This is a genomic window from Variovorax sp. 05N34 (assembly GCF_056397405.1).
The window spans coordinates 169,091-189,445 of record NZ_JBFTNI010000004.1 but is presented as its reverse complement, the minus strand read 5'-3'; the positions used below and the strand labels follow the sequence as shown (position 1 = coordinate 189,445).

The 20,355-nt window shown below is 66.1% G+C and carries 16 protein-coding genes; 10 read left to right on the top strand and 6 right to left on the bottom strand.

Annotated elements, in window-relative coordinates:
• Nucleotides 1-33: 33 nt before the first annotated feature.
• Nucleotides 34-2,421, bottom strand: a complete 2,388-nt coding sequence (locus tag AC1DMA_RS12840; protein ID WP_478144649.1) for a DNA internalization-related competence protein ComEC/Rec2 — start codon at nucleotides 2,419-2,421, stop codon at nucleotides 34-36.
• Nucleotides 2,422-2,584: 163 nt separating this feature from the next.
• Between AC1DMA_RS12840 and AC1DMA_RS12835 the strand changes: the two genes are divergently transcribed.
• From AC1DMA_RS12835 to AC1DMA_RS12815, 5 genes are all read left to right on the top strand, one after another.
• A complete protein-coding gene (locus tag AC1DMA_RS12835) occupies nucleotides 2,585-6,076 on the top strand; it encodes a transglutaminase family protein (RefSeq protein ID WP_478144418.1) in 3,492 nt (1,163 codons plus the stop codon).
• 111 nt (nucleotides 6,077-6,187) lie between these two features.
• Nucleotides 6,188-8,893 (top strand): circularly permuted type 2 ATP-grasp protein, encoded by a 2,706-nt coding sequence (locus AC1DMA_RS12830; RefSeq protein ID WP_478123792.1) that lies wholly within the window; start codon nucleotides 6,188-6,190, stop codon nucleotides 8,891-8,893.
• 2 nt (nucleotides 8,894-8,895) lie between these two features.
• Complete coding sequence (locus AC1DMA_RS12825) at nucleotides 8,896-9,891, top strand: transglutaminase family protein (RefSeq protein ID WP_478123793.1); 996 nt, start codon at nucleotides 8,896-8,898, stop codon at nucleotides 9,889-9,891.
• Nucleotides 9,891-10,349, top strand: a complete 459-nt coding sequence (locus AC1DMA_RS12820; RefSeq protein WP_478123794.1) for a RidA family protein — start codon at nucleotides 9,891-9,893, stop codon at nucleotides 10,347-10,349. The genes AC1DMA_RS12825 and AC1DMA_RS12820 overlap by 1 nt, the downstream gene beginning before the upstream one ends.
• 23 nt (nucleotides 10,350-10,372) lie before the next feature.
• Complete coding sequence (locus AC1DMA_RS12815) at nucleotides 10,373-10,822, top strand: Lrp/AsnC family transcriptional regulator (RefSeq protein WP_478123795.1); 450 nt, start codon at nucleotides 10,373-10,375, stop codon at nucleotides 10,820-10,822.
• 9 nt (nucleotides 10,823-10,831) lie between these two features.
• Here AC1DMA_RS12815 and amaB read toward each other — a convergent pair whose 3' ends face one another.
• From amaB to AC1DMA_RS12800, 3 genes are all read right to left on the bottom strand, one after another.
• A complete protein-coding gene (amaB, locus tag AC1DMA_RS12810; protein WP_478123796.1) occupies nucleotides 10,832-12,337 on the bottom strand; it encodes an L-piperidine-6-carboxylate dehydrogenase in 1,506 nt (501 codons plus the stop codon).
• Complete coding sequence (locus AC1DMA_RS12805) at nucleotides 12,334-13,536, bottom strand: saccharopine dehydrogenase family protein (RefSeq protein ID WP_478144417.1); 1,203 nt, start codon at nucleotides 13,534-13,536, stop codon at nucleotides 12,334-12,336. Before AC1DMA_RS12805 ends, amaB begins: the two co-directional genes overlap by 4 nt.
• 227 nt (nucleotides 13,537-13,763) lie before the next feature.
• Nucleotides 13,764-14,456, bottom strand: coding sequence for a Crp/Fnr family transcriptional regulator (locus tag AC1DMA_RS12800; protein ID WP_478144416.1), 693 nt, complete (start codon nucleotides 14,454-14,456; stop codon nucleotides 13,764-13,766).
• Between the two features lie 35 nt (nucleotides 14,457-14,491).
• Here AC1DMA_RS12800 and AC1DMA_RS12795 point away from each other — a divergent pair, with 35 nt between their 5' ends.
• The 5 genes from AC1DMA_RS12795 (at nucleotide 14,492) to AC1DMA_RS12775 (ending at nucleotide 18,309) form a co-directional block, all read left to right on the top strand.
• Complete coding sequence (locus tag AC1DMA_RS12795) at nucleotides 14,492-15,628, top strand: aminotransferase class V-fold PLP-dependent enzyme (RefSeq protein ID WP_478144415.1); 1,137 nt, start codon at nucleotides 14,492-14,494, stop codon at nucleotides 15,626-15,628.
• 65 nt (nucleotides 15,629-15,693) lie between these two features.
• Complete coding sequence (locus AC1DMA_RS12790; RefSeq protein ID WP_478144414.1) at nucleotides 15,694-16,074, top strand: hypothetical protein; 381 nt, start codon at nucleotides 15,694-15,696, stop codon at nucleotides 16,072-16,074.
• Nucleotides 16,075-16,121: 47 nt separating this feature from the next.
• Complete coding sequence (locus tag AC1DMA_RS12785; RefSeq protein ID WP_478144413.1) at nucleotides 16,122-17,105, top strand: Bug family tripartite tricarboxylate transporter substrate binding protein; 984 nt, start codon at nucleotides 16,122-16,124, stop codon at nucleotides 17,103-17,105.
• A 14-nt stretch (nucleotides 17,106-17,119) separates the two neighbouring features.
• Nucleotides 17,120-17,503, top strand: coding sequence for a RidA family protein (locus AC1DMA_RS12780; RefSeq protein WP_478144412.1), 384 nt, complete (start codon nucleotides 17,120-17,122; stop codon nucleotides 17,501-17,503).
• Nucleotides 17,504-17,529: 26 nt separating this feature from the next.
• Nucleotides 17,530-18,309: a cyclase family protein gene (locus AC1DMA_RS12775; protein WP_478144411.1), complete on the top strand. Its 780-nt coding sequence runs from the start codon at nucleotides 17,530-17,532 to the stop codon at nucleotides 18,307-18,309.
• On the opposite strand, the gene AC1DMA_RS12770 is transcribed toward AC1DMA_RS12775, so the two are convergent.
• Nucleotides 18,306-19,331, bottom strand: coding sequence for a LacI family DNA-binding transcriptional regulator (locus AC1DMA_RS12770; RefSeq protein WP_478144648.1), 1,026 nt, complete (start codon nucleotides 19,329-19,331; stop codon nucleotides 18,306-18,308). The genes AC1DMA_RS12775 and AC1DMA_RS12770 overlap by 4 nt on opposite strands.
• 14 nt (nucleotides 19,332-19,345) lie before the next feature.
• Nucleotides 19,346-20,353: a 2-hydroxyacid dehydrogenase gene (locus AC1DMA_RS12765; protein ID WP_478123993.1), complete on the bottom strand. Its 1,008-nt coding sequence runs from the start codon at nucleotides 20,351-20,353 to the stop codon at nucleotides 19,346-19,348.
• Nucleotides 20,354-20,355: the final 2 nt, after the last annotated feature.

Below are 20,355 nucleotides of genomic sequence, written 5' to 3'. Positions count from 1 at the left end.
ACGACCAATCTCCTTGCCCGTAGCTTAGCAAGTTCAAGGCCAAACAACGGCAGAAGATGACGAAACGTCGTGGTGCCAATAGCGTCGTGCAGCCTGGCGGCGACAGCTCACCTCGCCCGGCACGAGGCTGGACCACGACGCGGCCCCACAGTGCGGCGTGTCCACCAGGGCGATGCCGCGCTCGGCATAGCGCTGCACCACTTCCGGCGCCGGATGTCGGAATCGATTCCGCCAGCCGGCCTGGACCAGCGCGATGCGCGGATTCACCGCGTCCAGCAGCAGCGGGCTCGACGAGGTCTTGCTGCCATGGTGCGGAACCAGCAGCACGTCCGCCTGCAGATCGGCGTTGCGCACGACGAGGGCGGTTTCCTGCAGCCGCTCGATATCTCCCGCCAACAACGCAGTCGCGCGGCCGTTGGTGATGCGAAGCACGCACGAGACCGCATTCGGCCGGGTGAAAAAGGCGTACTCGTTTTCCCCCGGATGGAGGATTTCGAAATCCACGCCGTCCCAGGACCAGCGCTGGCCCGAGAGGCACCGCCGTGCGGGCCGCAGCTGCTGCAGCGGATGGTCGGCCTCGATCGAGCTGAGCAGTTCAGCCTGCGGTTGCGACGCCAGCACTGTCGGCGCGCCGCCGGTGTGGTCGCTGTCGCGATGGCTCAGGACCACGGTGTCCAGGCGCTCGCCCAAGGCCTTCAGCAGGGGCACGAGCACGCGGCTACCGGCATCGGTTTCGAGACTGTAGCGCGGCCCCGCGTCATACAGCAGGCTGTGGGCGGCCGTGCGCACCAGCACTGCGTTGCCCTGCCCGATGTCGGCTGCGAGGAGCTCGAACTCGCCCGCAGCAGGGCGCGGCGCCTGCCATAGCAGCACGGGCAGCAGCAAGGGCAAGCCCAAGACGCGCATCGACCACGGCAAACGCATGACAAGCAGGAGCCCGCCCGCGATTCCGCCGATGGCCATCCAGAGCGGCGGGGCGGCCATCGACACGGTCGCGAACGGCCAACGCGCTAGCCAATGCAGCAACACTGACAAGGCCTGCACGGCCCAGGCGGCCGCGTCCCATATTGGCGGCATGACCATGCCGAGCATCGCCAGCGGCGTGACGACGAGCGTGACCCAGGGGATCGCCACCGCGTTGGCAGGCAGGCTGACGACTGAAATCTGCTGGAAGAACAACAGAGTCAGTGGCGTAAGCCCGAGCGTGACCACCCATTGCTCTCGAAGCAGTCGTCCCAGCCGGCTCCGAGTAGCGCCATTCGCGCCGTTCACACCCTCCAAGCCGTCCGCCCCAGAGGCGAACAGCACGCCCACTGCCACGAAGCTCAGCCAGAACCCGGCCTGCATCAGCGCCCACGGATCGAGCAGCACCACGACCGTGCAAGCCAGCAACCAGACGCAGGGCCATGGCCAGCGCCTGCCGGACAAGCGCAGCAAGGCAACGGCGGCGAGCATCCACACCGTGCGCTGCGAAGGCAAGCCCCATCCGCTGAACAGCGCGTACAGCGTTGCGAGCGCAACGCCGCCGAGCAGCCCAGCGTGCTGGGCCGGCCACGTCAGCATCCAACGTCCGCTGCGGCGCCAAAGCAGGCCGACCACACGCGCCGCGAGCCAGGCGAACATCGTGACGTGAAGTCCGGAGATGGCCATCAGGTGCGCAACACCAGTTGCCCGGAAGACGTCCCAGTCGGCCCGATCGATGGCGTTCTGGTCTCCGGTGACAAGCGCCGCGATCACCCCGGCCGACTGCCGGTCGGCCACGCGCTCGAAGATCGCATCGCGCACGGACTCGCGCGCACGTTCCATCGGATAGCGCCACGTCTCGCCGAGGCGCTCCGGGCGCGAATCGCGTGGGCCGGTGCGCACATAGCCTGTCGCCTGCACCCCTAGCTCCCACAGGCGAAGCTCGTGGTCATAGCCATGCGGATTGAGTTGCCCGTGCGGCGCTTTCAGGCGGATAACGAATCGCCAGCGTTCACCGGCATGCACAGAGGGGCGCGCGACAGCGGCAACCGCATCCGCGTACCAGCCCAGCGCAAGGCGCGACGGCACCCGAGGCGGCGCGCCCTCCAGCGAGGCATCCGCCCAGCGCGCCGATTCGAGCTCGAATGCAAAGCGCAGACCGCTTTCGCTGTGCTGGGGCATCTGCGCGATCACGCCGGTAACCCACACATCCCGACCTTCCATCGCCGGATGCATTGCATCGTTCACATAGGCAGCCGCACGCCAGCCCGCGAGGCCCGCGCCAGCCAGGGCACCCATCAACATCGCCAACGCCAGAGCACCCAAACGGATGCGCCGAAGCCATCTCCACATCGATGCGCCGATGAGCGCAGATGCGACCATCCCCGCGTACGCGGTCCATGACCACAACGCCGCCTGCTGCAACTGCAACACCGCGCCCACGACCGAACCCGCCATCGCGGCAAAAACAACCCAGCCGCGCGCATCCCCGCCCGGCGTCACGAGACAACCCCTGCTTGCATAGCAATCCACTCCCTGCGCGCTTCAATGGCGCGCTAATTGCTTTCTGTGTCGGCTAGTATGCGTCTCACCCGAGGCACGCTCGACGCACGGAAAAAGAATGTCAATTCACGCCGCCCTCCACCACGTCACCCACTACAAGTACGACCGTCCGGTGCAACTAGGGCCTCAGGTCATCCGCCTGCGCCCTGCGCCGCACTGCCGGAGCAACGTCATCTCGTATTCGCTGCGCGTCGAGCCCGAGCAGCACTTCGTCAACTGGCAGCAGGACCCTTTCGCGAACTACCTGGCGCGGCTGGTGTTTCCCGAGAAAACGCGGGAATTCAAGGTCACCGTCGATCTCGTGGTCGAAATGGCGGTCTACAACCCTTTCGACTTCTTCCTCGAGCCGCAGGCCGAAAACTTCCCTTTCAAGTACACCGAGGCACAGGCACAGGAGCTTGCGCCCTACCTCGTCGCCGACGAAGCCACGCCGCTGGTGCAGGCGTATCTGGAAAAGATCGAGCGCAAGGAACAGCGCACCATCGATTTCCTGGTCGGCATCAACCAGCAGGTGCAGCAGGACGTCAACTACCTGATCCGCATGGAGCCCGGCGTGCAGACGCCGGAAGAGACGCTCGCCAGCGCTTCCGGCTCGTGCCGCGATTCCGGCTGGCTGCTGGTGCAACTGCTGCGCCATTGCGGACTGGCTGCGCGCTTCGTGTCGGGCTATCTCATCCAGCTCACACCTGACGTCAAAGCCCTCGACGGCCCGAGCGGCACCACGGTCGACTTCACCGATCTGCATGCATGGTGCGAGGTCTACCTGCCCGGCGCCGGGTGGATCGGGCTCGACGCTACATCCGGCTTGCTGGCGGGCGAAGGGCACATCCCCCTCGCCTGCACGCCCACGCCTTCCAGCGCGGCGCCCATCGAAGGCGTGGTGGACGACGCAGAGGTCGAGTTCGGCCACGAAATGCACGTCACGCGCATCCACGAATCGCCGCGCGTGACCAAGCCCTACACCGAGGAGCAATGGGCCGAGGTGATCGCTCTCGGCGAAGCCGTCGACAAGCGCCTGAAAGCCGGCGACGTGCGACTCACCATGGGCGGCGAGCCGACCTACGTCGCCACCAGCGACCGCGATGCGCCGGAATGGAACACCGACGCGCTCGGCCCAACGAAGCGCTTCTACGCGACCGAGCTCGTGCACAAGCTGCGCGCCGAATACGGCAAGGGCGGCTTCCTGCACTTTGGGCAGGGCAAGTGGTATCCGGGCGAGCAGTTGCCGCGCTGGGCGCTGTCGATCTTCTGGCGCGCCGACGGCGAAACGCTGTGGCACAACCCCGATCTGTTTGCCGACGAGCGCACGCCCACGCACTACACGAGCGAAGATGCGCGCCGCTTCACGACCATGCTGGCCCATCGCCTCGGCGTGACCGAACGCTACATCCAGCCCGGCTACGAAGACGTCTACTACTACCTCTGGCGCGAGCGCCGGCTGCCGGTCAACGTCGATCCTTTCGATTCCAAGCTCGAAGACGAGATGGAACGCGTGCGCCTGCGCCGCGTGTTCACGCAGAAGCTCGATGCCGTCATCGGCTACATGCTGCCCATCGAGGCATCGAACGCAGACGCCGATGCGCCCGCGCTCGCAGGCCCCGGCTGGAAGACCGGACCCTGGTTCCTGCGCGATGACCGCATGTACCTGATCCCGGGCGATTCGCCGATGGGCTATCGCCTTCCGCTCGATTCGCAGCCGTGGGCCAGCAAGGGCGACTACCCGTATCTCGTCGAGCGCGATCCGACTGCGCCGCGCGGCAGCCTGCCTACAGGTGCCGACTTCAGGGCGCGGTATGCCACCGCGCCCGCGGCACCGGACGCCGACCGCGGCGCCGTGCCCTACGCCTTCGGCCATCCCGATGCCGGCCCGGCGACACTGCGCATGCCGAGCCCGGTTGGCGAAGGCGCCGATCAGCGAGGCGCGACGCAAGACCCCGGCGCACGGCATCCTCGTCGCGGCGAATCGGCCCACTGGGTCACGCGGACTGCGCTGTGCGTCGAGGTGCGCGATCCGCGTCGCGCCAACGGACCCGCCGCCGAAAAGGTCGGCGACAGCTCGGGCGTGCTCTACGTCTTCATGCCTCCGCTCGCGCGCCTGGAGGACTACCTCGACCTCGTCGCGGCCGTTGAAGCGACTGCAGAACAACTCGGCGTGAAGATCGTGATGGAAGGTTATCCGCCGCCGCGCGATCCCCGCCTGAAGATGCTCCAGGTCACGCCCGACCCCGGCGTGATCGAAGTCAACATCCATCCGGCTCACAGCTGGAATGAACTCGTCGAGCACACGGAGTTTCTGTACAACGCGGCTTTCGAGACGCGCCTGTCGGCTGAGAAGTTCATGACCGACGGCCGTCACACCGGCACCGGCGGCGGCAACCACTTCGTGCTGGGCGGCGCCGTGCCGACGGACAGCCCCTTCCTGCGCCGGCCCGAACTGCTCGCAAGCCTGCTGCTTTACTGGCACAACCACCCATCGCTGAGCTATTTGTTCTCGGGCATGTTCATCGGCCCGACCAGCCAGGCGCCGCGCGTGGACGAAGCCCGCAACGACCAGGTCTACGAGCTCGAAATCGCACTGAAGGAAATCGCGCGTAACCGCGAGATCTACGGGCAGAACATGCCGGCCTGGCTCGTCGACCGCACACTGCGCAACATCCTCGTCGACGTCACCGGCAACACGCACCGAAGCGAGTTCTGCATCGACAAGCTCTATTCGCCGGACTCCAGCACCGGCCGGCTGGGCCTGCTTGAATTGCGCGCCTTCGAAATGCCGCCGCATGCGCGCATGAGCATTGCGCAGCAACTGCTCCTGCGCGCTTTCATCGCCCGCTTCTGGGATGCACCCTACGCGGCGCCGGCCACCCGCTGGGGCACCGAGCTGCACGACCGCTTCCTGCTCCCGACCTTCGTGAAGATGGACTTCGACGACGTCATCAGCGAGATGCGTCAGGCGGGCTTCGCCTTCGACGCCAACTGGTTCGCGCCGCACTTCGAATTCCGCTTCCCGCTGGTCGGCCAGGTGCAGGCGATGGGCATCGAGCTGTCGCTGCGCAATGCACTGGAACCGTGGCACGTGATGGGCGAAGAAGGCTCTGCAGGCGGTACGGTGCGCTACGTCGACTCATCGCTCGAACGCATCGAGGTGCGCGTCACGGGGCTCAACGAGAGCCGGCATGTCGTCACCGTCAATGGAAAGGTGCTGCCACTGCAACCGACCGGCGTCACGGGCGAGTTCGTGGCGGGGGTGCGATACAAGGCGTGGAACCCGCCTTCGGCGCTGCATCCGAGCATCGGCGCGCACGCTCCGTTGACCTTCGATCTGGTCGACACGTGGATGAAGCGGTCGCTGGGCGGCTGCCAGTACTTCGTGGCGCATCCGGGGGGGCGCAACTACGACACCTTTCCCGTCAACGCCTACGAGGCCGAAAGCCGGCGGCATTCGCGCTTCTCGCGCATGGGGCACACGCCGGGCTTGCTCAGCACGCCGCCGGCCACCATCGAAATCGCCGGCAGCCGCGAGTTCCCCTTCACGCTGGACCTACGCCGCTAAGGCCAGGAATACCGCGGAACCGGCTTCGCCGGGCCGCTGGTATTGCCCCCGGCAGGGGGTGGGCGCCCGACACGAAGTGCGGGCAACCTGGGGGCGAGTGACAATCACGCCGTGGACCCACAGAACGAATCCCTCTTCGACGCGCAAGCGCTCGACGCGCCAGCCGAATTGGCTTCCGCGCTAGCTCCCCCGGCTTCGCCGGGCCACTTCGACGAACTGCGAGGGGCAGCCACACCCGAAAGCACGCATCGCACCGGTGCGCCATCGGCGCCTGCGCCGCTTCACGATGCCGCATCCATTCCCGCCGGCGCTTCCGCCGCCGAGGAGGACGACAACGCTCCCCGCCAGCAAGCCTCCCTCGCCCCCGCCTGGACCGACTTCTTCGAGCATCTCGGCCCCGACGGCTTCGACGATCTGCCGCGGCGGGCCGTCAGCCTCGAACGGCAGATTCGCGACAACGGCGTGACCTACAACGTCTATGCCGATGCCAACGGCCCACAGCGGCCCTGGTCGCTCGACCTCTTTCCGCTGATCGTCTCGCCGGAGAGTTGGGCCCAGATCGAGGCCGGCATCCAGCAACGCGTGCGCGTGCTCGACCGGGTGATGGCCGACGTCTACGGGCCGCAGCAGTTGCTGGCCGAAGGCCTGCTGCCGCCCGCACTGGTCCAGGGGCATCCGGGCTATTTGCGGTCCATGCATGGCGTCACGCCGCCGGGCGACACCTGGCTGCACATCACCGGCTTCGACCTTGCCCGTGGACCTGACGGCAACTGGTGGGTGGTTTCGCAGCGCACGCAAGCGCCTTCCGGCCTCGGCTACCTGCTTGAAAACCGGCTCGCGATCGCACGCCAGTTTCCGCAGGCTTTCGAGAACCTGCAGGTACAGCGCCTTGCCGCGACCTACAACGCGATGATGGAGGGCCTTCAGCAGATGTGCCCGGCCGGCCAGCCGCCGCACATCGCTTTGCTGACGCCGGGGCCTTACAACGAAACCTACTTCGAGCACGCTTACCTGTCGCGCTACCTGGGCGTGACGCTCGTCGAAGGCAATGACCTGACGGTGCGCGACCAGCGGCTCTACCTGAAGACGCTGCAGGGGCTGCGGCCGGTGCATGGGCTCATCAAGCGGCTCGACGACCAGTTTCTCGATCCGCTGGAATTGAGGCCGGATTCGACATTGGGTGTGCCGGGCCTGCTACAGGCCATTCGCGCAGGCAACGTGCTGGTGGCCAATATGCCTGGTTCGGCTTTTCTCGAATCGCCGGCGCTGCTCGGCTTCCTGCCCGCGTTGTCGCGCCGCCTCATCGGCGAAAAGCTGCAACTGCCCGCGCTGCCGACCTGGTGGTGCGGCGAACGCGCCGCCATGGAAGCGGTACTGCCGGAACTGGCCGACTGCGCGATCAAGTCCACCTATCCCGGCGATGATTCGCACACCAGTTTCGACGCCGTGCTCGGCAGCCGCATGGCCCGCCGCGAGCTGGACGAATGGGCGGGCCGCATCATGCGCCAAGGGGACGAGCACACGGTGCAAAGCTACCTGCCGCTCTCGCAAATGCCGACGTGGACGCAGGATCTCGGCCGCGGCCACATCGCCCCGCGATCGGTGTTGCTGCGCGTCTTCGCTGTCAGCGATGGGCCGCGTTCGTGGCGCGTGCTGCCTGGCGGGCTCGCCCGGCTGGCGGGGCGCGATGCGCAGATCGCTTCGATGCAGCGCGGCGGAAGCAGTGCCGACGTCTGGGTACAAACGCTGGGTGAAGTCGACCGGACCACGCGGCTGCAGCCGCACGCCACGCCGGCATCGCTGGCGCGGCACCGCGCGCCCGTCACCAGCCGAGCGGCGGAAAACATGTATTGGCTCGGCCGCTACACCGAACGCGCGGAAAACGCGGTGAGGCTCGCGCGCGTGACGCTCGATCTGCTCGGCGGCGAAGACGCGTCGTCCCACGCCCTGCTGCTCTGGCTGCACCAATTGGCGCTGCGCAATGCGCTGGTGCCGCGCGGTGTGCCGAGCCTTCCCAAGTCGCGCCGCGTGTTCGAACGCGCGCTCATTGCCGAACTGGGTGATGTCGACCAGGGCGGCAGCGTCGGCTACAGCCTGCGCTGCATCCGGCAGGCCGCCGCTGCGGTGCGCGAGCGCTTGTCGCAGGACCACTGGAACCAGATCGTTCGCGCGGAGAGCGATTTCCTTCGCCGCAGCGCGGAGCAAGCCGGCGAAAAAGGCGAGGCCGGCTACGAGGCCAGCGCCGCGCTGCGCCTGCTCGAATCGGCCAGCAGCGCGCTTTCGGCCATGACCGGCGCCCAGACCGACCGCATGACCCGCGACGACGCCTGGCGCCTGCTGTCCATTGGGCGGCACATCGAACGGCTGGCGTTCCTGGCGAGCGCGCTGACGGCGGGATTCGAGCAAGGCTCGGTCCACGAAGTGAGCGGCTTCGAGGCGATGGTGGCGCTTTTCGACAGCACGATCACCTTCCACGCACGCTATCAGCAGCGACGCGATGTCGCCACACTGGTCGACCTTCTGGTGCTCGATGGCGACAACCCACGCTCCCTGGCGTGGGTCGCGCAAACACTGCGCAAGCGCATCGCCAAATTGGCGGGCAGCGCGCCGGACAGGCTTACCGCGCTGTCCTACGAGTTGCCCGACCCGGACGAATGGAAGCTGGAGCGGCTGTGCGAAGCCGGGGCTGAAGGGCAGTATCCTGCGCTGGTCCAACTGTTTACCGCTTGCGAGACGGCCGCTTATCACGTGTCCGACGCGATCGGCACGCGCTACTTCACGCTCACTTCAGAATCCGTGCGGTCCGTGGGAGTCTGACCATGCTGCTACACGTTACGCATTCGACGCGCTACGACTACACGCCGCCGGTGGAGACGGCGCAGCACCTCGCGCACCTCAAACCCATGAGCACGGCGTCGCAGCGGCTGGTGAGCCACGCCCTGACCATCAGTCCGACGCCCGCGCAAAGCAGCGAATCGCCCGACGTCTACGGCAACACGCGCGCATTCTTTGCGCTCGAGTCGACGCACGAGGAACTCATCGTCACGGCAGAGAGCGTGGTCGAGACCTCGGAGCCGGCGCTTTCGTCCGCCGTGGCGCGCGACCTGCCATGGGAAGAAGTGCGGGAGCGCTTCCGCTACGTCAAGGATTCGAGCTACGACGCGGCATCGGAATTCGTCTTCCCTTCTCGCTACGTGCCGCGCCATGACGACTTCGCAGCCTATGCGCGCGCCAGTTTTCCGGCCGGCCGACCGGCCTTCGATGCCGCGATGGACCTGACGATGCGCATGTACGACGATTTCATCTACGACGCGGAGAGCACCGAGATCAGCACGCCCGCCATCGAGGCGCTGGCGCAGCGCAAGGGCGTGTGCCAGGACTTCGCGCACATCATGATTGCCTGCCTGCGCACGCTGGGCTTGCCGGCGCGCTACGTCAGCGGCTATCTGCTTACTCAACCGCCGCCCGGCGAGCCGCGCCTGGTCGGCGCCGATGCTTCGCACGCGTGGGTTTCGGTGTATCTCCCGGGCGAAGACGGCCCAGGCGATTGGGCCGATTTCGACCCTACAAACGGCCGCCAGCCGGGTGAAGACTACGTGACGCTGGCCATCGGCCGCGACTACTCCGACGTGTCGCCGATGCGGGGCGTGCTGCACGGCGGCGCCCGGCATACGCTGCACGTCGGCGTCACGGTGCTGCCGCTGGAGGAGCGCCGGGAGGAAGCCGCGCAGGTCGCGCAAACGCAAACGCAAACGCAAACACAATCGCAATCCCAGACACAAGCCCAATCCCTATCCCAGAACCAGGAGCCTTGATGAGCATCTACGACAAACTCTCCAGCCTCGGAATCACCCTGCCGCCCGTGTCGGCGCCTGCCGCAGCGTACGTTCCTTTCGTGCGGACCGGCAAGCTGGTCTTTCTCTCGGGCCACATCGCCAAGAAGGACGGCAAGCCATGGGTGGGGCAACTTGGCGCCACGCTCACCACAGAGGAGGGCAAGCAGGCGGCGCGTGCCATCGCGATCGATCTCCTCGGCACACTGCACGCGGCCATCGGCGACCTCAACAAGGTCAAGCGCATCGTCAAGGTCATGAGCCTGGTCAACTCCGTCGGCACCTTCACCGAGCAGCACCTCGTGACCAACGGCGCGAGCGAATTGCTGGCCGAAGTCTTCGGCAGCGAAAAAGGCGCCCATGCCCGCAGCGCTTTTGGCGTCGCTCAGGTCCCGATGGGCGCGTGCGTCGAAATCGATCTGATCGCTGAACTGGACTGAAGCCGCATCCTTTCTGGACCGTCTTGGACGACACCGATCGCCATCTGCTGAGCCTGCTCCAGGCCAATGCACGTGAGCCGGCGGCAACGCTGGCGCGCAAGCTCAAGCTGGCGCGAACCACTGTCGTTGCGCGCATCGCGCGGCTGGAGCGCGAAGGCGTGATCGCCGGCTATGGCGTGCGGCTCGGCCAGCGGCTCGAACGCGCGGCGGTGCGCGCCTATTGCGGTCTCGTGGTGGCTCCGAAGACTGGCGCTGCCGTCGTTCGAGCGCTTGAACTCCTTCCCGAAGTCGAGGAGCTTTCGGCAGTCAGCGGTCCGTATGACTACATGGTCTTCCTGCGGTGCGAGACGAACGAACAGCTCGATGCGCTGCTGGACCGCATCGGTCAGATCGAAGGAATTCAGCACACCCACACCTCGGTGGTCCTCAGCCGAAAGATCGACCGCCGCAGCGCGGTGCCGCCACCAGGTTGATTGGGACGATCACCCGAACCGGATGCCCTGTGCCAGCGGCAGCTCGGCCGAAAAGTTGATGGTGTTGGTCGTGCGCCGCATGTATTGCTTCCATGCATCCGAGCCGCTCTCGCGATCACCGCCGGTTTCCTTCTCGCCGCCGAACGCACCGCCGATTTCCGCACCACTCGGGCCGATGTTGACGTTCGCCATGCCGCAGTCCGACCCCGACGCCGAGATGAAGCGCTCCACCTCGCGCAAGTCATTCGAGAAGATGCACGACGACAGCCCCTGCGGAACATCGTTGTGCATGGCGATGGCCGAATCGAGATCGTCGTAGCCGAGCACATAGAGCAACGGCCCGAAAGTTTCACGGCGGACCAGTTCGGTTTGCATCGGCATCTCGGCGATGGCCGGACGCACGTAGAAGGCTTTCGGAAAGCGGTCGGCCAGCACGCGATCACCGCCCGTGAGGATGCGACCGCCTTGCACCTCGACATCGTCGATAGCTCGCCGCAACGCGTCGTAGGCCGCCTCGTCGATCAACGGGCCGACCAGCGTGCCCTCTTCCAGCGGATGCCCGATCCGCAGACTTTCATAGGCCGAAAGCAGCTTCGCAAGCAGAGCGTCCTTGACTGTGCGATGGACGATGAGCCGGCGCAGCGACGTGCAGCGCTGCCCCGCTGTGCCCACCGCACTGAACAGGATCGCCCGCAACGCCATATCGAGATTGGCGGCAGGCGTCACGATCATCGCGTTGTTGCCACCGAGTTCGAGAATGCGGCGGCCGAAGCGCGCGGCGACGCGTGGCCCGACTTCGCGGCCCATTCGGGTCGATCCCGTCGCGGACACGAGCGCGACGTCTACGCTATCCACGAGTGCCTGCGCCTGTGCCGCACGGCCGACGACGATCTGCGCGAGTCCTTCCGGCGCGCGATCGCCGAATCGCACGATGGCGCGCTCCAAGGCCCTGAACGTCGCGAGCCCTGACAAGGGCGCTTTCTCAGAAGGCTTGAAGATCACCGGATCGCCGCACACCAGCGCAATGGCCGCGTTCCACGCGAAAACTGCGCTGGGAAAGTTGAAAGCCGTGATGACCGCCACCGGCCCCAGCGGGTGGTATTGCTCCATGATGCGGTGCCCGGGCCGCTCCGAGACGATGGTCTTGCCGTAAAGCTGCCGCGACAAGCCGAGCGCGAATTCGCAGATGTCGACGCCCTCCTGCACTTCACCGAGGCCTTCCTGGGCGATCTTGCCGACCTCGACCGACACGATGTGACCGATGTCGGCCTTTGCGCTACGCAGCTCTTCGCCCCACAGCCGGACCAGCTCGCCGCGTGCAGGCGCCGGCACCTCGCGCCACTTGCGAAAGGCGGCGGCCGAACGCGCGATCACGTCCGGCATGGACGCCATCGGTGTTTCGTGCAAGCGGGCAAGTCCGGCGCCGTCGACCGCCGAGCGCACGGCCAGCGTGCCGCCGGAAAGCTCGTGCGCGGCGATTCCGCTTCGCTTGAAGATGTCGTGGAGATCATTCATGCGCTGGGCTCCTTCCTCGCGCGACGCCGCGCCTGTGGCGGCCAAGTATGAGCGAAGCTCGGGCTGCGATGGGTGCTCGCTGGTGCCGCGCCGTTTTGCAACGAGCTCAGCGCGGCATAGCAACCGCCGACACGCGTCGCGAGGAACTCTTCGAGTTCCACCTGTTCCTGCCCGACAAATCCGCTCGCCGGCAAACGCCCCTTGCGAAGCAACTCGAACACACCGACCACGCCTGCCGCGGTCGCCAGCTCGATGGCAGTGCGCTCCACGCCGCGCAGCCGCCCACCGTGGATGCGTGCCATGCGGGTTTCCTGCTCAAAGCGTCCGCCTCGCAAGCCGGATGCCGATGCGAACACGATCACCACGTCCTCGCGGCTGTGCGGCACGGCCTGGTCGAGCACCTGTCGCAGCAGGTCGCGGCGCTCGATCAGCCGCAAGTCGTGCAGCAGAAAGGCCATGGCATCGCGGTGGCCGGGATAGCGGATCGTCTTGTAGTCGAGATTGCGCACCTTGCCGGCGAGGCTCTCGCAGAGCGTTCCCAACCCGCCCGAGGTGTTGAAGGCTTCGTAGGTGTCGCCATCGAGCACCAGCGTCTCGTTGCCCTCCAGCGGCTGCACCGAGACTGGCCTTCCCTGCACGATGGCCGCGCACGGCTGGCAGTATTCGTTGATGACCCCGTCGATGCTCCAGGTGAAGTTGTAGCGCAGGCCGTTGGTTGCATGGCGGGCGAGCGCGCCCACGCGCAAACGCAGGTCGTAGAGTTCGTCGAAGCGCCCAGCCAGGTGACTCCCGAGCATTCCGATCACGCCGGGTGCGAGCCCGCTTTGCGGCATGAAGATCGACTTCGCGCCGACAGCCATGGCACGGATCGCGCCCGTGGCAGCCACGTCCTCCGTCAGGTCGAAATAGTAAACGTCGTTGGCGCGGGCTGCGGCGGCAACAGGCGCAGCCAGATAGAAGGGCAGCGCGCTGATCACCACGTCGTGAGCTGCGACAGCCGCTGAGAGCGCCGGCTCGTTCTCGACGTCGATGATCGCGCGTGACACGAACCCATCACTCAGGTCGTGCGGCGGATGGACACGGTCGGCCAGCGTGACCGGCAGGTGGTGGTACTCGGCGAGCATGTCTGCCACCGTGGTGCCGACCTTGCCGGCCCCCAACACCAGCACCTTGTTGATCAGAGGATTGAAAGCGTTCATGAGACCTCCTCGCGCGACTTTCTTGAGCGCTGAGGAAACTCTAAAGCTGCCTGCTGGCAGAAGGAAGCTGACATTGCGGCGAAGACATGCGCTGTTCGGACGAAACGACGACAAGGACAGTCGAAAGGGCCGAAAGCCCGGCCCCCAAAAAAACTTAGGCCGATGTAAAGCCGTTGACATACGGCTCACAGGCGCGTTCCTAAACTGGCCTGCAAGCCTTCACTGCTTCACAAACCCGGCGCACGTCGCCTCAACCCCTGCATATCGCGAATCACGCAATGCGACCTGGCCATCTCGATCAGCCCCCCGTCCTGAAGCTGGATCAGCACGTTCGACGTCATGACACGGCTGAGGCCCGTGATGTTGGCCATCTCCTGGTGGGTGAAGGAGATGCGGATGGCAACACCCGCCGCCTGCACCTCCCCATACGTGTCGGCCAGCTGCACGAGATGATGGATCACCCGCTGGGCCGCTGTCGCCTGGCTCAGCAGCAAGTTCTGGTTTGCCAGCACGCGCAGCTTGACGCTCATCAGCCAGAGCACCTGCCGCAGGCATTCCGGATCGCGTTCCATGTGCTGCAAAAGCGTCGCGCGCTCGACTTGGCGCGCGATGACGTCGGACGATGCGACGGCGCTGACGGAGTGGCGGCCATCGAGAAACGCGCTGCACTCCCCGACCATGCCGTGTGTGCCGACGATCGCCATGTGCTTCTCATGGCCGGTCTCCGACAGCAGCACCAGCCGCACCCGGCCCTCTTCCACCACATACACGTGCGTGACGGGCTCGCCCTGCGAATACAGGGTTTCCCCCTTGCGAAACGACACCGTGGGCGCGCCGTCCGCGACCAGCATGTTCCAGCCGAAGTGCGGCACCTCGATCCATGCCGAAGGGGAAGCTGCCGTCTCGGCAATCTTGTTCATCGCCTCAAGGCCTTGTCGTCGCACAAGGCAAGTTCATGAAACATCCATTCTCTTCGTACCGAAAGCTCTTCCCTATCCTGGACAACGTGATCCAGCTGTCCAGTTGCTCACAAAGCGCACTCAGCCTGCCGGTCAAGCAGGCGATCGACGAATACCTTGACGTCTGGGTGCGACGCGGCGCCGATTGGGGCTACTGGATGGACCAGGTGGCATTGGCACGCGCCGAGTTCGCTCGCATGATCCATGCCGATGCGGACGACGTTGCAGTGCTGGGCAGCGTGTCCGACGCGGCATCGACGATCGCTTCGGCGATCCGCTTCGAGGGCGATCGCCGCGACATCGTCACCACCACGCTCGATTTCCCATCGCTCTGCCACGTCTGGCTGGCGCAGCAGCCGCGCGGCGCGCAAGTGCGCTTCGTGCAGGGCCATGCCGGCAGCACAGATTCGACGCGCCGCATTGCCGCCGCCATCGACACGCAGACGGCGCTGGTATCGGTCTCGCACGCCTGCTTCTACGACGGCCAGATCGTCGACATCGCTGCCACTGGGCGCGAGGCGCGCAAGTGCGGTGCCGTTCAGTTCATCGACGCCTACCAATCCGCCGGATCGATCGCCATCGACGTCCGCGCGCAGGAGGTCGACGTGCTCGCCGCGGGTGCGCAGAAATACCTGCTCGGGATTCCTGGCATCGCCTTTCTCTATGTTCGACCCGAACTGGCGCAGCAGCTCACACCGACAGTGACTGGCTGGTTCGGCCGCGTGAACCCGTTCGAATTCGATCCCGGAAAGCTGGACTTCGCGGCCGGTGCACAACGCTTCAACACCGGTACACCGCCCATGATGTGCGCGAGCGTGGCGCGCGCCAGCATCGGCCTGCTCAACGAAATCGGCGTGCCGGCCATCGAGGCGTATCTGGCGCAACTGTCCGAGGTGGCGCTCGAAGAGGCTGCGCGCCTTGAACTGTCGGTGGCGAGCCCGCCGATGCCTTCGGCCAAGGGCGCGAATACGGCAATCCGCATCCCCAATGCCGCTCAGGTCGAGGCACAGATGCTGCAAGCGGGCTACGTCGTCTCTGCCCGCAATGACGTGATCCGTATCGCCCCGCACTTCTACAACACCGCGGACGACGTCGTTGGCGCCCTGCGCGAACTGGCGCGCCTGACTCGCTGATGGCCATACTTCCGTCCTCAACCCATTGCGTTTCGGCCGTCTGCCGGGTGCCCGCGGATGCCGCATTGGCATTTCTTGCCGACGGCTTGCAACTTGGCCAATGGGCGATGGGCTGCTGGCAGACGCGCTCTGTGGGCGACGGCGTGGTTCAGGGCCACTCGCTGTTCGACGATCAACCGAGCTGGGTTCGCCCCGTCGCAGACGCTGCGCGCCTCACGGTGATCTATCACGTCGGAAGTTCGCCTGATGCCTTGAGCCCGCGCATCAGCGCAGTGGTCGAACCCGGCACCGCCTTCGGCCAAGACAACGAATGCTGCCGAATCAGCCTGCATGCGTCGCGCACGCCCGGCATGGACGACGACCGCTGGCTGCGCCTCGTGCGATGCCACGAGGTCGAGGTGCTGCTGATCCAGGCGCGGTTCGATCTGCTGAAGCACCGCGCATAGCACCGCGCATCGCACCGCCAGTTCATTGAAACCACGAGGAAGAAGCCATGAAACGACGTCACTTCGGCCAGGCGATCACCGCCGCCCTGCTTACGCCCACGCTCTCGTCGCCGTTGTTTGCCGCGACGAAGCCCTACACCGGCCCAATCCGCGTGCTGGTCGGCTTTCCTCCCGGCGGCGCCACTGACGTGGTCGCGCGCGCCATCGTCGACAAGCTGGGCAAAGCCATGAACGGCCAGGTCTTCGTCATCGACAACAAGCCCGGCGCCGGCGGGCAGATTGCCGCGCAGTTGCTCAAGGCGGCACCGCCCGATGGCTCGACGATCATGCTGTCGATCGACCATACGCAGGTGATCATTCCCCTGACGGTCGCAGCCGCAGGCTACGACCCGGTGAACGACTTCACCGCACTGGCTGGCGTGGCGGGCTACTACAACGTGCTTGCCGTCAGCGCCGCCACCGGCGTGAAGAGCATGGCCGAACTCGGCACCTGGGTGAAGGCGCACCCCAACGAGGCCAACTACGGCGTGCCCGCGGCCGGCAGCGTGCCGCAGTTCATCGGCCACATCATCGGCAAGTCCTTCGGCGTCACCATGAACTCGGTGCCGTACAAAGGCGGCGCGCCCATGGTGCAGGACCTGCTGGCGGGACAGATCCCCATCGGCATCGCATCGATGACGGAGCTGATCGAGTACCACCGCAACGGCAAGGTGCGCATCCTCGCCAGTTCGGGCCAGGAACGCAGCAAGACGGCGCCGGACATTCCGACCTTCCGCGAACTCGGCTTCAGCGGCATCGACAAGAACCCGTGGCTGGCCTTCTTCGGGCCCAAGGGCATGTCGCCGGAATTCGTCGAGTCTTTCGACAAGGCCGTGAAGACCGTGCTGGCGGAACCCGAACTGCAGGAACGGCTCGCCAAGATGGGCAACGAGGTCGATCCGGCGCCGGGCCGCGAGGTCGCGCAATGGGTGGTCGACGCCAACCGCACCTGGAGCAAAGTGATCCGCGAGTCGGGCTTCAAGCCGCAATGACCGGAGCCTCTGGCATGGCACGCGAATTCATCCAGAGCGGCTCGCGCTGGGAAGAACTGGCCGGCTACTCGCGCGCGGTGATCGACGGCGAGTGGGTCTTCGTCTCCGGCACGCTGGGTCAGGACTTCGCAACCGGCGAGTTTCCCGCCACCGCAGAGCAACAGTGCGAGGTCGCTCTCGACACCATCGAAAACGCACTCGCCCAGGCGCGATCCAGCCTTGCTGACGTCGTCCGCATACGCGTCTATATTCCGGATCGAGGCGACGTCATCGCAGTCAGCCATGTGCTGCGGCGACGCTTCGGCGGCAACCGACCGGCCAACACCACACTCTGCAGCGCCTTGGCCGTCGAAGGCGCCAAGGTCGAACTCGAAGTGACCGCGCGGCGCAGCGTTTGATTTCTCTTTTTTCTTCAGAGGACCCGATGACCATCCTGACTGAACTCGCGCAGGCCATGCGCAACCAGACGATTCGCACGATCGACCTCACGCACACCTTGAGCGAAGACTTTCCTCCCTTGCAATTGCCGCCGCAGTTCGGCCAGGTCGCCGCGTTCAAGATGGAGCGCATCTCGCGCTACGACGAGGCCGGCCCCGGCTGGTACTGGAACAACTTCTCTTGCGGCGAGCACACCGGAACGCACTTCGATGCGCCCGCGCACTGGGTCACGGGCAAGGACCATGAGAGCAACACGGTCGACACCATTGCGCCTGACAACTTCATCGCACCCGCAGTGGTCGTCGACGCGAGCGCCGAAGTGGCGGGCAACCCCGACTGGCTGCTCACCGTCGAATTCCTCCAGGCCTGGGAAGCCGCCCACGGTCGCATTCCGGAAGGCGCCTGGGTGCTCTTTCGCACCGACTGGTCCAAGCGGCTCAGCGACCCGGCTTCGTTCGTCAACATGCGCGAAGACGGCGCCCACACGCCGGGGCCGACGCAGGCGGCTGTCGAATGGCTGATCCGCGAGCGGAACGTGCACGGCTTCGGTGTGGAGACCATCAACACCGACGCCGGTCAGTCTTACGGCTGGCCGGTGCCCTACCCATGCCACACGCTGATGCATGGGGCCAACCGGTACGGGCTGCAATGCCTGAAGAACCTCGATCAGCTTCCCCCGACCGGGGCGCTGATCGTGTCAGCGCCGCTGAAGATCCAGGAAGGCTCGGGCAGTCCGCTGCGCGTGCTTGCGCTGGTGGAGTCTTAAACCCGGCTCGACGAGCCTCGAATCACCAGTTCGCCAGGTAGCAACAGCTGCCGCGGCGGGCCCTCCAAGCCTTGCAGCCGCTCGATCAGGCAAGCAGCGGCAGTGCGGCCGATCGCATCGGTCGGCTGCGCGACGGCCGTCAGCCCAGGCCCGATCAGCGGAGCCCATTCCGGGTCGTCGAAACCGACGAAGCCTACGTCGGCGCCGAAGCGCAATCCAAGCCGCGCCATCGCCGTGGCAACGCGCAGTGTCACGACCGCGTTGCCAGCCAGCACGGCAGCGCGGCGGCCGCGGCGAGCACGTTTGTGCAGCGCACGCAACGCGGCGTCGAGGCCCTCGCTGTCTTCGCCGGCACATTCGAAGACCTCGCCAGAGACACGCGGCTCATGCGCCTTCATGCAGGCGCCGAAGGCCGCAGAGCGCTCGCGCCGCGAACTCACGCCTTTCAACGGCTCAGTGATGTACAGCAATTCGCGGAAGCCGCCGTCGACGAGATGGCCGCACGCGGACTTCATCGCGTCCACGTTGTCCAGCGAGACGAAATCGGTGTGCATGCCGGCATGACGACGGTCCACGAGCACCGCCGGCTTTCCGTGCAGCGCATCGGCGTCGACGAGGCCGGCACCGCGGCCGAGTGTGTTGAGGATGAAGCCATCGACCTGATAGCCCGTCAGCGCATCGATCGCCTCGCGCTCGCGATCGACATCGTTGCCGAGGTTGAACAGCATCACGAGGTAGCCGGCATCCTGGCAGGCCTTCTCGGCGCCGCGCAACACGGCCACCGAATAAGGATTGGTGATGTCCGCGACGATCAACCCGATGAGTCGCGAGCGGCCCCGGCTCAGCGCCTGCGCCATCGGGCTCGGCGTGTAATCGAGCTGCGCAACGGCGGCTTCGACCCGCGCCGCGATGTCGGGGCTCAGCAATCGCTCCCGATGGTTCAGGAATCGCGAGACGGTGGCCTTCGAAACGCCGGCCGCCTTGGCCACGTCGGCAATGGTCGCGCGCCCCGTTCGCTGCATCGGGATTGGCGCGGTCAAGCCGAAGCCGTGTCGTAGACGGCAAGCGGCCGTTCGCCCGCCAGTGCGCGAAGCAGATTGGTGGTGGCAAGTTCGGCCATGGCGTGGCGCGTCTCGTGCGTTGCCGAGCCAATGTGTGGCAATGGCGTCACGCGCGGATGGGTACGCAGCGGCGAACCCATGGGCAGTGGTTCCGCCGCGAACACGTCGAGGCCCGCGGCGCGCAGCGTGCCTTGGTCGAGTGCCGCGAGCAGCGCATCTTCGCGAACCGTCGCACCGCGACCGCCGTTGATGAAGATGGCGCCCGGCTTCATCGCGCCGAACACCTTGGCATCGATCATGTCGCGCGTGCTGTCCGACAGCGGCAGCATGGCGACCACGAAATCGGACTGGGCAAGCAGTGCATCGAGCGGCGTGTGAGTTGCCCGCCCCTGCAGCTCGGGCGCGTGCGCGGCGAGGTCGACCGGCCGGCGCGAGTGATAGAGCACCGGCATGCCAAAGCCCAAGGCCCCGCGCCACGCGATCGCCTGGCCGATGCGGCCAAAGCCCAGTAGCCCCAGAGTCTTGCCATGCACGTCGAAGCCGAACAGGTCTTCGCCGATGTTCTTGGTCCAGGCGCCCTCGCGAACAAGATTTGAAAGCTCCACAACGCGACGGCTGGTCGCCATGAGCAGTGCAAACACCGTATCAGCCACCGTCTGATCGAGCACGCCGGGCGTATGGCACAGCATGATCCCGCGGGCGTGCATCGACCGCAGCGCGTAGTTGTCGACACCGACCGACACACTGGACACGACTTCGAGCTTGGGTGCGCGCGCGAGCAGCGCATCGTCGATCGGATAGCTGGAGCCGATCAACCCCTGCGCTTCCGCAAGCGCAGCATCGAAGGCCCCAAGCTGCGCGGGCACGCGCGGATTGGCAACGGTAACGTCGTGCCTGGCTTGCAGGCGAGCCAGTTGATCGTCCGGGATTTCGCGAAAGACGAGAACCTTCTTGCGAGTCCAACCGCCGCCGGGCCGCCCCAAGG